The following is a 13,995-nucleotide window of genomic DNA, read 5'->3' on the forward strand; positions in this document are numbered from 1 at the left end:
TTAACCGTTGAGTCCCGTGACGGCGATGCCCCTGACAAAGGAGCGCTGCGCGACCGCATAGATGATGACCAACGGCAACATGATCACCATCGACGCGGCCATGATTATCGGCCAGCGCGCGACATACTCGCCCCGCAGCCGAACCAACCCGAGGGTCAGCGTGGCCAGGCTGTTGCGCTGGAGCATCAGCAGCGGCCACAGGAAGTCGTTCCAGACGTTGACCCAAGTGAGCACCGCCAGCACCATCACCGCGGGACGGGCGTGCGGCAACAGGATTCGCCAATAGATCTGCCACGGCGAACAACCATCGAGTATCGCCGCCTCCTCCAGGTCGGTGGGAAGCGTCCGAAAGAACTGACGCATCAGGTAGGTGCCGAACGCGCTGCCGAACAGGCCCGGCACGATCATCGACCACGGGGTGTCTACCCACCCGACGGTCCGCATCAGGATGAACTGCGGGATCACGGTCACGGTCAGCGGCACCATCAGCGTGCCCAGGTATAGCACGAACAGCGTGTCGCGCCCGCGAAATTGCAACCGCGCGAACGCGTATCCGGCCAACGAGCAGAAGAAGACCTGCCCGGCGGTCACGCAGCCGGCGTACAGCACGGTGTTGAAGAACATGCGCGCGAACGGCAGCAACGAGAACACCTCGGCGTAATTGGACCAGCGCGGGTGCGCGGGCAACAGCCTCGGCTCGGTGATCTCACCTTCCCGCTTCAGCGAGCCGGACACGGCCCAGGCGATGGGAAACAGCCAACACCAGGCGATGGCGATCAGCGCGCTGTAGACCAGCACACCGCGCATTGCGTTGCGCGTGAACAACCGCTCAGCTGAGGCCACGAGATGTCTCCCAGGTCCGTCGGCGAGTGATCCGCAGCTGCACCACGGTCAGCACCAGCAAGATCGCGAACATCACCCACGCCAGCGCCGACGCGTACCCGAATTCCAGGAACGAGAAGGCGTGCTGGAACAGCATGATGCCCAGCACGTACGTCGCGCTTTCGGGGCCGCCGTTCGCGCCGTTGAGGACGTAAACCATGTCAAAGGCCTGAAACGCGTGGATGATCGAGATGACGCACACGAAGGATATCGATCCACGGATCAGCGGGACCGTGATGGACACGAACTGACGCATCTCGCCCGCCCCGTCTATCCGGGCGGCCTCGTAAACCGTCTCGGGGACCCCTTGCATCGCCGCCAGCAGGATGACCGTGGCGAACGGCACGCTGCGCCAGACGCTGACGACGCACAACGAGGCCATCGCCCAATGGGGTTCGACCAGCCACGGGACCGGGCCGATTCCCACCCAGCCCAGCATGATGTTGAGCAGCCCGTTGTCGGTGTTGAAGACGAACTGCCATACGACCGCCATCACCACCGACGAGATCGCCAGCGGCAGAAAGACGATGGTGCGGAAAACGCCGATGCCCCTGACCTTACGGTTCAGCACGCCGGCAACCACCAGGCTGACGACGATGGTCGGCACGACCGTTCCGAGGGTGAAGATGACGGTGTTGCGGATGGCGATCAGGAAGAGCGGGTCCGAGGTGAACAGCTCTTGGAAGTTCTTTCCCCCCACGAACTTCGGCGGCCTGAAGACGTCCCACCGCTGAAAGCTCATGTACAGCGAGAACCCAAGCGGGAACAGCATGAACACCGCGACGGCGGCCAGGTTCGGCGCCACGAAAAGTCGGCCTGCCCAGGCCCGCCGTCGCCACGGGCCCGCTCCCTTGGCGGGGTTGCGGCTGGCTGCCCCGGGCGCCGGGGCGGTGTCGACCGATGTCATGGGTTGCGCAGCACCTCGTCGATGGCGGGCGACAGACCGGCCAGGGACGTCGCGGGCCGCGATCCGCGCAGCACGGGTCCGAAGCTGCGGTCCATCAAGGCGACGATCTTCTCCCACGCCGGGGTGACCGGCAACCCTTCGGAGTACGCGGGTCCCTGCGTGAGCACGCCGAGGTTGCCGATGTTGCGGTGGGCCTTGGCGAACCCGGGCGAGTCGAGCGCGGAATGCAGCACCGGAACGAAAAGGCTGGACTCACCGATCAATGCCTGGCCGACGGGCCCGGTCGCGAATTTCACGAATTCCCATGCCTCATCTTTGCGTTGGCTGCTCGCGGAGATGGCCAGTCCGGTGGAACCGATGTCGGAATGGGCGGGCTGCCCCTGCCTGCGCGGCCCGACCGGCAACGAGGCGACATCGAAATCCAGGCCGTCGGCCCGGATGAACGTCTGGTATCGCCAGTGCCCGCCCATGGCCATCGCCGCCCTGCCGGTCGCGAACAGGTCGGGAGTGGACATGGACTGCACCTCGGACGCATTGGGCGCGACTTTGTGTTTGTGGGCCAGGTCCGCGTAGAACTGCACCGCCTCGATGAAACCGTCGTTGTCGAAGTTGAAATGGGTCGGGTTCTTCAGCGGGGTGGACCAGGGCACCCCGTTGTTCATGGCGAACAGCCCCGCCGAATAGTACGAGAACCACATGTTCACGAAGCCCCACTGGGTAACTCGTCCGGAACGATCCCGCTTGGTCAAAGCGGTGGCGGCGTTCAGGAAGTCCGTGAAGGACCACGGCCGCTCCCACGTGCCGGGCGGGGGCGGCACCCCGGCGTCGGCGAACAACCGCTTGTTGTAGAACAGGTAATTTCCGGACCACTGCTCCGGGAAGGCGTATTGGCCACCCTCGAAGGTGAAGGCGTCATACAGCGACCCGATGCCGTCCGCCTTCAGTTCGGCCGCGAACCCCGGATCGCGCGCAAGCATGGTGTTGAGGTCCAGCAGCACGCCCCGGGCGGCCAACTCGGCGTAGGTGAGGTCCCATGCCATCAGCACGTCCGGGCACTTGCCACCGGCACAGAACGTCGACAGTTGCTGCATCACGCCCGGGGCCGAGAGCACCGGGCGAACCTTGATGTCCGGGTGACGGCGGGCAAACTCGTCGACGATGCGGATCCTGGCGTCGCGTTCGTCGGGGTTGGCCGCGAAGAAGAACGTCAACGCGTCCTCTTCGGGAGCGCAGCCGCCGCTCCACGGCACCAGCGATGCCGCGGCGAGTGCGCCGGCACCGCGCAGCAGGCCACGCCGCGCGAACGGCTTATCGAGCATGGCGCTCCCGTTCTCGCCCCGTCGCCGGCCGCACGGCCGGCGGTGTCTGATGTCCTTGGTACCCGATGCGGCTGTGATGTTGCTGGACCGGCCAGTTCGGCAGCGTCAATGCGGCCCGTCCGACGCGGTCGGGATCCCCGGTGATGTCGATCGCGTGGATGCGGTCATCGGTTCCGACGGCGATCAGCAACATCGCCTCAGCGCGTCCGTGCGGCGCCAGGACGATGCCCGGCATCCCGTCGATGAGCATCACCACACCGGCGCGGGCCCGCTGGGCGAACCGGCGGGTCTCCTCCGCGACCTGCCTGGCCCCGCGCAGCTCGGTCGGCACGCCGTCGGGAACCAGCGCCCGGTCGACGGTGCGCAGCACGTCCGGAGCCAGCAACTCGAGCAGGCAACCGATGTCGCCACCGCGCGACGCCGCGAGAAACGCCTCCACGATCTCGAGGTGCTTGGCCACGCGCTCGGGTTCGTCGCGCGGATCGGCTTGCAGCCGCCCACGCGCCCGGCTTGCCAGCTTCTTGGCGGCTTGCGGCGACCGGTCCAGCAGGCCGGCGATGTTTTCGAACGGCACCGCGAACACGTCATGCAGCACGAACGCGACGCGCTGCGCCGGCGAGAGCCGGTCGAGCACCACCAGCAGCGCGTTACTCACCGACTCCGTCAACAGCGTTTCCTCGTCCGCAGCTGCCAACGGGGCCGCGGCCAGTCGGTCCAGTTCGTCAACGTCGGCCAACGGCTGTTCGGCGCGCCTCTTGCGACTCCGCAGCTGATCGAGGGCCTCGCGGGCGGTGATCGTCGTGAACCAGCCGGTGAGGTTGTCGACGGTGCCGAAGTCGGCGCGGCTGGCCTTCAGCCACGCCGACTGAACCGCGTCGTCCGCGTCGGCCGCCGAGCCCAGCAGCTGGAAAGCGACCGACCTCAGGTGTCGCCGGTCCGCGTCGAAACGCTGCGCGAGATCGGTCAGGTTCTTCGGGGCGCTCATGGGTCACCTTTTCCGCACAGAAGCCGTCAAGAGATTGACCGCATCCATCGAGCTCTCTGTTGCAAAGGAGGCCAGCACCATGACCTTAACGATTGTGCGCCGCGGCGACCATCCGGCTCGCCACCGCAAAACCGGCTGTCCGGCAAGGGCTTGACGCAGATGAACACCGCATACGTTCTGGTCACGCTGTTGACCGCCGCCGGCACCGCCGGCGTCGGTGTCGCCGACCTCGTCCCGGCGCAGTTCGTCCTGGCGAACTCGGCCGAAGTCGGGGTGCCGCGGTCGTGGCTACCGGCGCTGGGGATGGTCAAACTGGCCGGCGCGACCGGGCTCGTCGTGGGCCTGGTGGGCCCGCCCGTGTTGGGCGTCGCGGCCGCCACCGGCCTGGTGCTGTTCTTCGTCGGCGCCGTGGTGACGCACCTGCGGGCCGGCGTCCTTTACAACATCGCGTTTCCGGGGGCGTACCTGGGCATGTCGGTGGCGGCGCTGGCGCTGACGCTGCTGCGTTGATCGCGGTCAGGCGGGGAAATACCGGATCCGCCGGATGGCCTCGCCCCGCGAGGCCATGTCGGCGAACAGGATCCCGCGCGCATGGCCGGAGTCGACCGAGACGGTGACCGTGGGGCCCGCGCCGATTACCTTGGTGGCCCGTGCGCCGTCCAGTCGCTCGACCAGCCCACCGAGGCCGAGCGCGTCCTGGTCACCGAGAGTTATTGTGGCGCTTGGCGATAGCGCGCACCCGGCGGCCGCCCGGTTTCCTCGCGCGGCCGCCTCCAGGAACGTCTGCACCCGTCTGCGGTGCCGCGCACCCGCTCGCCGGAATCCGGCGAGGAAGCCGGCCGTGCCGCGCAGCCGCTGATTGGTCAGCAGGCCCCGCGACAGTTGCAGCCCGGGCGAGACGGCGCGTGCCCCGCCTCGCAGGAATTGCAGCATCATCGCGGGCAGCGCCCAATAGGCCCGCAGCTCGCCAATGCGCCACTCGCCGTTGATGTTTCGCAGGTCGTATCGCAGCACGGCCGGAATGCGCATCGTGACGGCGGAGCCCATGGCGACCTCGAGCTCGAGGTCGCGCAGGACGACGGTGCCGACGACGATGTCGAGGTCGCGGTGGAACGTGATGTCACGCGGGCCGATGAAGGTGTCATAGAAGCGGCCGATTGCCTCGTGCCCGATGTGCGGCCGCGACCCGACCGGATCCTCGACGCGGCCGTCATCGGTGAACAGCGCCACCCATCCGGCGCGATCGTGCGCGGCGGCGGCCCGCGGTGAGCGTTCGACGGCGGCGAGGAGTTGTTCCCGTGTCAGCTCGCTCACGATCCGCCGACCAGTTCGATGCCCGCGGACCGCATCTCCGCCAACGCCGCCGCGGCCGAATCCGCGCCGACGGCCGCGGTCAGGTCCACCAGCACCCTGGTGTGCAGGCCCGCCCGCGCGGCGTCCTCCGCCGTCCGCCGGACGCACTGGTCGGTGGCGATGCCGACCACATCCACCTGGTCGACCCCGCGTTGCCGCAACCAGTCCAGCAGCGGGGTGCCGGTGGGATCGACGCCTTCGAAGCCGCTGTAGGCCGCGGAATAGTTCCCCTTGCGGAAGACCGCCTCGATGCGGCTGGTGTCGAGGTCGGGCCGGAAGTCGGCGCCCGGGCTTCCGGCGAGGCAGTGCGGGGGCCACGACGACGAGTAATCCGGCCGGTCGGAGAAATGCTCGCCCGGCTGGATGTGAAAGTCCTGGGTTGCTACCACATGCTGGTAGCCCTGCTCGCGGGCCAGATAGTCGTTGATGGCGGGCGCCACGGCGGTGCCGCCGGTCACCGGCAGCGAGCCGCCCTCGCAGAAGTCGTTTTGCACGTCGACGATGATCAACGCCCTCACCCGGTCCACCCTATCGGTGTCGCCCGCGATGGCGGTTGTGCTGGGCTTATGGGGCGAGCGGTTTGTCCGCCAACCAGTCGGGTAATCCACCGCCCATGGTCATCCGGAGAATCGCGCGCCCGTTGCTTTCAGTGGCTTTCATCGGCCAGGGAGTCAATTCCCTGCTCAACCCCAAATCGGCCGCAGCCGCCGCCGCGCCCGCGGTGGATGGTTTGCAGGCGCTGCCGAATTCGGTCAGCGGCAACATCCCGAGCGACCCCGAGACGTTCGCGCAAATCAACGCGGCCGTGCAGATCGGCGGCGGCCTTCTGCTTGCCACCGGCAAACTGCCGCGCGTGGCGTCGGCCGCGCTCGCGGTCACGGTGCTGCCGGCCAACCTCGGGGCGCACTCCTTCTGGAACGAGAGCGATCCGCAGGCGAAAGCCCAGAAACGTCAACAGTTCCTCACCGACCTCAGCCTGGTGGGCGGGCTGCTGATCGCGTCCGCCGACACCGCGGGCAAGCCGTCGCTCGGCTGGCGTGGCCGCCGGGCGGCCGAACGGCTCTCCGAGCGCGTGTCGTCGGCGCTGCCGGGCTCGGACGACGACACCGACTTCTCGGAGTTGGGCGAGAAGATCGTGCACGGCCTGCAGATCGGCGCCGAACGCGGCCGCGAACTGGCCAGCACCGCCGCCGAACGCGGCGCACCCTACGCCGAGGCGGCGCTCGAACGGGGCCGTGAATTCGCCAGCACGGCCGCCGAGCGAAGCAAGCCGCTGGCCAAGAAGGCCCGCAAGCGCGGCGAAGAACTCGCCGACGACGCCGCCGACTGGGCCGCGCCGTTGGCCAAGAAGGCCCGCAAGCGCAGTGAGAAGCTGGCCAAAAAGGCGCGCAAGCGCGGTGAGGATCTGGCCAGCACGGCCTTGGATCGCGGCGAGGACCTCGCCGAAACCGCTCGGGCGCGGGGCGGCTACCTCGCCGACACGGCCCGCGCACGCGGCGGCTACCTGGCGGACACCGCGCGCGACCGGCTCAACGAGCAGGTCAAGGCCGGCCGTCGCAAGCTTTCCTGAGGTACTCGTCGACGATCGCGTCGACGTCCTGGGCGGCGTCGACGGTGGTGCCGGACTCGTCGGCGCCGAGCGGCTCCAGCGCGCCGAACTGTGAGCTCAGCAGCGTCGCGGGCATGAAGTGACCGGTCCTGGCTGCGAGCCGGGCGCCGATCAGTTCCGGTGTGCCGGCGAGGTGAAGGAATTCGACCTGCGGGCAGTGCGCGCGCAACTGGTCGCGATAGCTGCGTTTGAGCGCCGAGCAACTCGCCACTGAGCCCTCGGGGTGGCTCGCCAACCACTCGCCGACCTTGTCCAGCCAAGGGCGTCGATCGTCGTCGTTCAGGGGTTCACCGGCTGCCATCTTGCCGATGTTGGCCCGCGGGTGCAGCGTGTCGGCGTCCACGAAGGGAACCCGCAGGCGCTGCGCGAGCGCCATACCCACCGTCGACTTGCCCGATCCCGAGACGCCCATCACCACGACCGGTGTCGCTGCGTTCACTCGGCCTTTCCGGCGAGGTTGCGGTTCCATTCCACCCAGCCGACCCCGTACCGGCCGTCGGCCGTCTTGACGGTGGCCCAGGCCCGCGGGAACTGACTCACCCGCCCGTCGGTGGCCGTCAGGAGCACGGGTGCGTGACCACGCACCTCGACCTCCGCGGTGAGTCCGCCCGGGCTGAGAGTCAAAGTGGTGCCCAGCGGTAACCCGTTGGCGCCGAAGGATTCCCGCGAATCCAACGTCTGCAGCTCGGTGAGCGACCCATCGGCGTCCTGGGAGTAGCCGATGCTGAAGGCCGGTGCGCCGGGGATTCGGATGTTCACGCCGTGCAAGTGGGCGCCGTCGTCGAGGTGCAGCGCGCTCCAAATCCAGTCCATGCTCCACCAGTCGCGTACGCCCCAGGAGTGGTCGCGCTGGCCGGGCACGGACTCGAAGCGATAGGCGGCGTCGTCGACGGTGACCGTGCCCGACACCGTGCACGGAATCTCATATCGCGTCGTCAAGCGGTACTTGTAGGGCACGCCGTCGGTGGTCCAGACCAGGTTCATCGTCATCTCGACGGGGGTGCCCGGCTCCCCGCGCAACAACGCCGACGGGTCGGGGTAAGCGTGCGCCCGCGCCCGGATGTCGACGCGATAGGTCTGCAGCGGCGCGGGCGCACAGTGGCCGAGTTCGAAGGAGTCGGTGCGCAATTCCCACGGGTCGGCCGGCAGCGGCACCTGCGCATCGAGGGCGACGGTCGGCAGGTCGGGCCCGCACAGCAGCGCATGCACCCACGTCGTCCGCTCGTTGGCGACCAGGCCGAGGCGGAACCACCCGCCCAATCCCTGTGCCGCATCGGCGAAGTCGGCGTACCAGCTCTCGCTCCACAGCGGTTCGGCGGTCGGAGCGTGCGCGAGTTCGTCCTCCTCCGAGGGCCGCAAGGGTTCGGGTGTCTGGGCGGCAGGCAGCGTCGCCAACGCGTCCGTGTCGAGCACATGATCGCAATGCCGTTGCAGCATCGTCATGAACATCCGGTCGCCGCGCTCGGTGCGCTCGACCAGCATCGAGGAGACGATCGCCATCATCACGCCGAAAAAGCCCTGCCGGCGAACACCTTCGGTGACGTCGCCGAGCGTGAGGAGTGTTTGCGGCCCCAACGCCTCGTGATACGCCCGCAGCAACGCCTCGTACTGCTCCCGCCGATCCGGCGTCGGCAGCGCACAGCCGAGAAAATAGGACAGGTCGGTCAGGGCCGGCCCCCAGGAAACGGTCTGCCAGTCGACGACCGTCAACGGCCGGTCGGCGCCGGCGGTGCCGAACAACAGGTTGTCCAGTCGGTAGTCGCCATGCATCAGGCCCTGGACGCGGTCCGGCGCCGATTCGGCGGCCAGATAGCCGTCGAAAGACGCCACCAGGCGTTCGCACACCATGCGGTGCTCCGACGCGATCTGGTCGCCGTAGCGGTCGATGAAACCGGCGTACAGCGGCGCGATCATCGCCTGATTGAGCGGCGATTCACGGTTCAACCACGGTGCCTCGGCCAGCGTGGTGTCGCCGAGCAACGGGCCGTGCAGCCGGCCCAACTCCACGACGGCCAGGCGGGCCTGTTCGGTTGTCGCACCGGCGATTTCGTCCCCGACGACCGCCGGCCCGGCATCGCCCAGCAGCAGATCGAACGCACCCGTCGAGGTGTCGACGGCGGCGTGGTAGCAGGGCGCTATGGGCCCACCGAGTCGGGGCGCTATGTCGCCGTAGAAGCGCACCTCCCGCTCGTAAAGGCCCAGAGCCAACCCCGTTTGGCGACTCACCGGGTCGGTGGCCGCCACCTTGAGCACCACCGACCCGGGCCGGTCGGGGGTCGCCGCGCCGCCGGCGTAGTTGAGCCGCACGCGGTAGCACTCGCTCATCTGTCCGGTGCCGATGCGCTCCACGGAGAAGTCGTCGATATCTCCGGCGCCGATCGCCGCCGACAGCCATGCGGCGGTGAGGTCCCCGGGTCGTTCGATGATTTGTTCGGTCTCGGCATGCATGAGGGTCAGCGTGCCAGGTCACCGCGTCAGGGAGAAGCCATCCCAGGCAATCCGGCGGTGCGGATGTGGGTCGAACTCGACGCGGCTCTTGCGGTCGAAGACCATGACGGCGCGGTCGGCGGTGGTGTAGGCGGGCCAGTCGTGGCCCGGCGCCCCGCTGTGGCTGAACGACCGCCAGCGCCGTTGCACCTGGTTACTGACCCGCAGCGCGGCCCGCCGATCGGCGGCCGCGGTCAACAGCGCACCGAAGCGGGTCCGATAGACGTCGAAGACGGCCAGCAACTCGGTGGCATGCGTGGCGCCCAGGCCCGACCAGCGCAGCGTGCGGGGCGCGTAGTCGTACCGGTACAGGTAGGTGGGCGCGTGCGCGCTGTGCGCCTCGGCGATCTGCCAGGCGGCCGACCCGAAGGCGAAGTCGCCGCCGAGCTGGATGCACGCCGACGGCGCGGGATAATCGGGGTAGGCGGCGGTAATGCGTTCGCGCGCAGACGGTTCCGCGTCGGCCAGCAGCTCCTCGATCATCGTTTGATTGGTCGGCAGCATTTTGAGGAAGCGGGTGAACAAGCGCCCCTCTTCGGCGTTGGTGCCGACGATGAGCGGCACCCGGTGGGCGTTGCCCCGGCGCATCGCCTCGACGGGATCGACGGGCACGACGTCGTCGCCGGCGACCGGCCCGATCGGGAAGGCACCCAGCCTGTCCTCCATCCCTTGGTCGATCAGCCGGTGTTGGGCGTCGACCAACTGCGCCGGGGACGCCTGCATCAGCACCTCGGCGGCGTTCTCCGGGCGCGCGCCCAGCAGCTCGGCGAAGCGCACCGCGAATTCGGCGGCCGTCTCCGACGACCGAACCATGCCGGAGGCCGGACTTTCCGAAATGGCCCGGGCGAACAGGCCTTCGGCGGCGGGCACCGCCAACAGGGTGGCGGTGATGTGCGCGCCGGCGCTTTCACCGAAGATGGTCACGTTCCCCGGGTCACCGCCGAACGCGGAGATGTTGTCTTTCACCCAGCGCAACGCCAGCACCAGATCGCGCAGGAACAAATTGCTGTCGATGGTGATGTGCGGGGTCGAAAGCGACGACAAGTCCAGGCATCCCAACGCGCCCAGCCGGTAATTCACCGACACGTACACACAGCCGCGGCGCGCCAACGCCGCGCCGTCGTACAGCGGCGTCGCCGAGCTGCCCAGGATGTAGCCGCCACCGTGAATGAAGACCATCACGGGCAGCGGCTCTTCGATGGGGGCGTCGGGGGTCACGACGTTGAGGGTGAGGCAGTCCTCCCCCATCGGCTGATAGCGGCCCACCCCGAGCATGGTGTATCGCCGCTGTTGGGGCGCGCAGTTGGCGAAGCCGTGACAGTGCCGCACACCCGACCACGGCTGTGCCGGTTGGGGCGCCCGCAGTCGCAGGGACCCGACCGGCGGCCGGGCGTACGGGATGGAGCGCCAGCGGTGGACGCCGTCGCGGGTGAATCCCTCCACAGTGCCGATGGTGGTGCGTGCACGGACCGTGCGCTGATGCATAACCCGACGTTAGCCGACGTGCCGGCCGTAACGCGCGCGCAGCGCCTTATTTTTCCGTACCTGGCGGTTAGCCTGACGGGATGCGGATTGCCGCGCTGCTCGCCACGTCGGTCCTGGTCGCCGGGTGCTCCCACACGGTCGTGGGCGGCCCTCGCCAGCCGCCCAACACGACGCCGGTTTCGGGATACTCCCCCACGAACGCCGCCCCGCCATCCGCGGGCGCCCCGGGCACCAAGGCGCCCATGTCGGACGTCATCACCTGGATCGCGGCTGGTCACCCCGCGGATCCGGGTCGGTATCACAGCGCGACCCGCGAGGGGGTGACCACGCCACTCGGCGCCGACATCGCCTTCAGCGCGGTGGCCGGCAAGGACTCCTGCATGACGGACTCCAAGCACACCGCCGGCACACTTCTCTGCCTGGTGAGCCTGACCGATCCGCCGCCCGCGCCCCCGACCGCCTACGGCGCTTGGCAGGGCGGGTGGGTGACCTTCGACGGACAGAATCTGCAGGTGGGTGCCGCGCGCGCCGATCCCGGACCGTTCCTCAACGGCAACGGACCGGAACTGGCCAACGGCGATTCGCTGTCGTTCGGCGACTACCGTTGCCGCGCCGACCAAACCGGTCTGTATTGCGTGAACTACGCACACCAGTCGGCGGCACGATTGAGCCCCACGGGCGTCGAGCCGTTCGGCTGCCTGCGGCCCGCCCCCGCGCCGGACGGCATCGGCACGGCGTTCAGCTGTTCATGATCGTCGCAAAGAGCGCGGCCATCTCGTCGGCGGGCCCACGGGGGACCGTGTAGCCGGCTTCGTCGCGGATCGCGTCGAGGTGGTCCCGCACATCCTCGACCGAAAGCTCCGGATCGAAGAAACCCCTTGTCCTGCCGATGAAGAAGCGCGCGACATGTCCGGCGCCCACCGTGTAGATCTCGCCGGAAACCGGGCAGTCCCGGTGCGTCAGGAAGGCCGCCACGGGGGCCACCCGCGCCGGGTCCAGCTTCTGAAGGTATTGGCCGACAAGGTCATTGAGTACCTCCCGGGCCGCCGGGTCATCTTGCGGGCCTGCTCCGTCGAGCGAGTGCGTGAGCATCCGCGTGAAGGCGATCGGCGCGATGGCGTTGACCTTGATGCCGTGGTCGGCCCCCTCGGCGGCCAACACCCGGGTGAAGCCGATCAACCCGGTCTTGGCCGCACCGTAGTTGCTCATGCGCTCGGCCCCAAGGATTCCGGCCGCCGAGCAGGTGTTGAGTATCCGGCCGTAGCGCTGCTCGCGCATGGCCCGCCATGCGGGCCGGGTCACCTGAAAAGCGCCCTTCAGGTGCACGTCCAGGAGGGGTTCGAACCGGTCGGGCGTCATGTCTTCGAAGGCCGCATCACCGACGATGCCCGCGTTGTTGATCAGGATGTCGACTCGACCCCAGGTATTCAGGGCGGCGTCGATGATCGACTGTGCGCCTTCGGGACTGGCCACGCTGTGGCTGTCGGCGACGGCCTCGCCGCCTAGCCGGCGGATCTCCTCGGCCACGGCGGCGGCCGCCTGGCTGTCGGCGCCCTCCCCCGTCACGGAGCCGCCGATGTCGTTGACGACGACGCGCGCACCTCGGGAAGCCAGTAGCAACGCGTGTTGCCGACCCAACCCCCCACCGGCACCGGTGATTACGGCGACCTGATCGTCGAATCTCAGCTCGTTCGTCACCAACTGACCGGAAGCTCTTTCATGCCGTAGATGTTGGCCGCCTTGAATTTCAGTTCGTCCGGCGGCACCGCCAATTTGAGCCCGGGCAATCGGCGCGCCAACGTGGTGAATGCGACCTGCATCTCGACGCGGGCCAGGTTCGCCCCGATGCATTGGTGCACTCCGTACCCGAAGCCCAAGTGCCCTCGGCTGTTTCGGCCTGGGTCGAAGGACTCGGGATCGTCGACGAATTCGGGGTCCCAGTTGCCGGCGAGCAGGCTCATCATTACGAACTCGCCCGCACGGATCAGCTGACCGCCGATCAGCACGTCCTCGGTTGCCACGCGGTCGACCTGACTGTGCACGATGGTGAGGTAGCGCATGAGCTCTTCGACGATGTTCACGACAACGGCAGGGTCGTCCGTTTTTCCGAGCCGGGCGAAGATGTCCGGATGTTGCAGCAGCGCAACCGTTCCCAGGGAGATCATGTTGGCGGTGGTCTCGTGGCCGGCCTGCATCATGATCACCGCGTTCATGGCCGTGGTGGCATGGTCGAGTTGGCCGGTCGCGACGTATTCGGTGACCAGACGGCTAATCAGGTCGTCACCGGGTTCCCGTTCTTTGCGTTCGACCAACTCCTCGATGTAGGCGTACATGGCCCCGAATGCCTGGCCCTTTTCCGCGTCGGTGGACTTCTGGTCCAGCCCGGTCGTGGTGTTGCGTTGGAAAAGTTCGAGGTCTTCGGGCGGCACGCCCAGCAACAGCGCGATCACCATCGACGGCACCGGCAAGGCGAACTCGCGCACCAAATCGGCCGGCGCACCGTCGGCGATCATTTGACCGAGATAGTGGTCGACCATGTCCTGGATGTGCGGCCGCATCGACTCGCAACGCCTGAACGTAAAGTTGCTGGTCAACATGCGCCGCAACCGGTGATGTTCGGGGTCGTCGGTCCGCGCGAACATCACCGGGACCTTGTTGTCATCGTCCTTCGGCATGATCGCGTCGGGAATGGTCTTCGCGGACAGGCGCGGATCGACCAGCGCCGCCCGGATGTCCAGGTAGCGACTGACCACCCAGACCGGGTTGCCCTGGAACATCGCCCTTCTCAGCCCCGGTTGTTCCCGCCACTGCACGAACTCGTCCGGGGGCGCGAGCGGGCAGCGGGCGGGCCGGGCGATGGGCAGCACCGGAAGATCGGCGTCGGGGCGCGCCTCGGAAGTTGTTGACATGAACCGCGTTTCCTATTAACTGTCAGATGTCTGCCAGTTATAGAGGGTAAAGCTCGCCC

Annotated in this window: 14 protein-coding genes; 3 read left to right on the forward strand and 11 right to left on the reverse strand. The window is 68.0% G+C overall.

Annotation, left to right across the window (positions count from 1 at the left end; translation table 11 throughout):
• The 4 genes from A5680_RS02505 to A5680_RS02520 are packed head-to-tail and all read right to left on the reverse strand — an operon-like array spanning position 1 to position 4,093.
• Positions 1–807: a carbohydrate ABC transporter permease gene (locus tag A5680_RS02505; RefSeq protein ID WP_067815769.1), complete on the reverse strand. Its 807-nt coding sequence runs from the start codon at positions 805–807 to the stop codon at positions 1–3.
• A 22-nt stretch (positions 808–829) separates the two neighbouring features.
• Positions 830–1,789 carry a carbohydrate ABC transporter permease gene (locus A5680_RS02510; RefSeq protein ID WP_067815772.1) on the reverse strand — a complete coding sequence of 320 codons (960 nt, stop codon included), beginning with the start codon at positions 1,787–1,789 and terminating at the stop codon, positions 830–832.
• The gene (locus tag A5680_RS02515) at positions 1,786–3,108 is read right to left on the reverse strand and encodes a sugar ABC transporter substrate-binding protein (RefSeq protein ID WP_055405003.1); all 1,323 of its coding nucleotides are present in this window, start codon (positions 3,106–3,108) and stop codon (positions 1,786–1,788) included. Before A5680_RS02515 ends, A5680_RS02510 begins: the two co-directional genes overlap by 4 nt.
• Positions 3,098–4,093, reverse strand: coding sequence for a sigma-70 family RNA polymerase sigma factor (locus A5680_RS02520; protein WP_067815774.1), 996 nt, complete (start codon positions 4,091–4,093; stop codon positions 3,098–3,100). The genes A5680_RS02515 and A5680_RS02520 overlap by 11 nt, the downstream gene beginning before the upstream one ends.
• Positions 4,094–4,252: 159 nt before the next feature.
• On the opposite strand from A5680_RS02520, the gene A5680_RS02525 reads away from it, so the two are divergent.
• Positions 4,253–4,603, forward strand: a complete 351-nt coding sequence (locus tag A5680_RS02525) for a DoxX family protein (RefSeq protein ID WP_067815777.1) — start codon at positions 4,253–4,255, stop codon at positions 4,601–4,603.
• 6 nt (positions 4,604–4,609) lie between these two features.
• Here the strand turns inward: A5680_RS02525 and A5680_RS02530 are convergent, their stop codons facing one another.
• Together A5680_RS02530 and pncA are read right to left on the reverse strand one after the other, a co-directional pair.
• Positions 4,610–5,410, reverse strand: coding sequence for a ketosteroid isomerase family protein (locus A5680_RS02530; RefSeq protein ID WP_067815922.1), 801 nt, complete (start codon positions 5,408–5,410; stop codon positions 4,610–4,612).
• Positions 5,404–5,964 carry a pyrazinamidase PncA gene (gene pncA / locus A5680_RS02535; protein WP_082970242.1) on the reverse strand — a complete coding sequence of 187 codons (561 nt, stop codon included), beginning with the start codon at positions 5,962–5,964 and terminating at the stop codon, positions 5,404–5,406. Before pncA ends, A5680_RS02530 begins: the two co-directional genes overlap by 7 nt.
• Positions 5,965–6,059: 95 nt before the next feature.
• Here pncA and A5680_RS02540 point away from each other — a divergent pair, with 95 nt between their 5' ends.
• Complete coding sequence (locus A5680_RS02540) at positions 6,060–7,016, forward strand: DoxX family protein (RefSeq protein WP_055404999.1); 957 nt, start codon at positions 6,060–6,062, stop codon at positions 7,014–7,016.
• Here the strand turns inward: A5680_RS02540 and A5680_RS02545 are convergent.
• The 3 genes from A5680_RS02545 to A5680_RS02555 are packed head-to-tail and all read right to left on the reverse strand — an operon-like array spanning position 6,988 to position 11,027.
• Positions 6,988–7,524: a gluconokinase gene (locus A5680_RS02545; RefSeq protein ID WP_369817978.1), complete on the reverse strand. Its 537-nt coding sequence runs from the start codon at positions 7,522–7,524 to the stop codon at positions 6,988–6,990. The two genes, A5680_RS02540 and A5680_RS02545, sit on opposite strands and share 29 nt — an antisense overlap.
• Complete coding sequence (locus A5680_RS02550; RefSeq protein ID WP_067815786.1) at positions 7,491–9,503, reverse strand: phosphotransferase; 2,013 nt, start codon at positions 9,501–9,503, stop codon at positions 7,491–7,493. The genes A5680_RS02545 and A5680_RS02550 overlap by 34 nt, the downstream gene beginning before the upstream one ends.
• An 18-nt stretch (positions 9,504–9,521) precedes the next feature.
• Positions 9,522–11,027: a carboxylesterase/lipase family protein gene (locus tag A5680_RS02555; protein ID WP_067815789.1), complete on the reverse strand. Its 1,506-nt coding sequence runs from the start codon at positions 11,025–11,027 to the stop codon at positions 9,522–9,524.
• Positions 11,028–11,107: 80 nt separating this feature from the next.
• Here A5680_RS02555 and A5680_RS02560 point away from each other — a divergent pair, with 80 nt between their 5' ends.
• Positions 11,108–11,779: a hypothetical protein gene (locus A5680_RS02560; protein WP_067815792.1), complete on the forward strand. Its 672-nt coding sequence runs from the start codon at positions 11,108–11,110 to the stop codon at positions 11,777–11,779.
• Here the strand turns inward: A5680_RS02560 and A5680_RS02565 are convergent.
• Both A5680_RS02565 and A5680_RS26150 read right to left on the reverse strand, forming a co-directional pair.
• Positions 11,766–12,725, reverse strand: a complete 960-nt coding sequence (locus tag A5680_RS02565; protein ID WP_067815795.1) for an SDR family NAD(P)-dependent oxidoreductase — start codon at positions 12,723–12,725, stop codon at positions 11,766–11,768. The two genes, A5680_RS02560 and A5680_RS02565, sit on opposite strands and share 14 nt — an antisense overlap.
• Positions 12,722–13,936, reverse strand: coding sequence for a cytochrome P450 (locus A5680_RS26150; protein WP_067815797.1), 1,215 nt, complete (start codon positions 13,934–13,936; stop codon positions 12,722–12,724). Before A5680_RS26150 ends, A5680_RS02565 begins: the two co-directional genes overlap by 4 nt.
• Positions 13,937–13,995: the final 59 nt, after the last annotated feature.

Origin of the sequence: Mycobacterium sp. E2989, assembly GCF_001667595.1 — a bacterium.
In the GTDB taxonomy this organism is placed as follows: Bacteria; Actinomycetota; Actinomycetes; order Mycobacteriales; family Mycobacteriaceae; genus Mycobacterium.

Coding starts and splice junctions, on each gene's coding strand:
- A5680_RS02505 (WP_067815769.1), bottom strand. CDS start 807: ATGCGCGGTGTGCTGGTCTACAGCGCGCTGATCGCCATCGCCTGGTGT.
- A5680_RS02510 (WP_067815772.1), bottom strand. CDS start 1,789: ATGACATCGGTCGACACCGCCCCGGCGCCCGGGGCAGCCAGCCGCAAC.
- A5680_RS02515 (WP_055405003.1), bottom strand. CDS start 3,108: ATGCTCGATAAGCCGTTCGCGCGGCGTGGCCTGCTGCGCGGTGCCGGC.
- A5680_RS02520 (WP_067815774.1), bottom strand. CDS start 4,093: ATGAGCGCCCCGAAGAACCTGACCGATCTCGCGCAGCGTTTCGACGCG.
- A5680_RS02525 (WP_067815777.1), top strand. CDS start 4,253: ATGAACACCGCATACGTTCTGGTCACGCTGTTGACCGCCGCCGGCACC.
- A5680_RS02540 (WP_055404999.1), top strand. CDS start 6,060: ATGGTCATCCGGAGAATCGCGCGCCCGTTGCTTTCAGTGGCTTTCATC.
- A5680_RS02545 (WP_369817978.1), bottom strand. CDS start 7,524: ATGGAACCGCAACCTCGCCGGAAAGGCCGAGTGAACGCAGCGACACCG.
- A5680_RS02550 (WP_067815786.1), bottom strand. CDS start 9,503: ATGCATGCCGAGACCGAACAAATCATCGAACGACCCGGGGACCTCACC.
- A5680_RS02555 (WP_067815789.1), bottom strand. CDS start 11,027: ATGCATCAGCGCACGGTCCGTGCACGCACCACCATCGGCACTGTGGAG.
- A5680_RS02560 (WP_067815792.1), top strand. CDS start 11,108: ATGCGGATTGCCGCGCTGCTCGCCACGTCGGTCCTGGTCGCCGGGTGC.
- A5680_RS26150 (WP_067815797.1), bottom strand. CDS start 13,936: ATGTCAACAACTTCCGAGGCGCGCCCCGACGCCGATCTTCCGGTGCTG.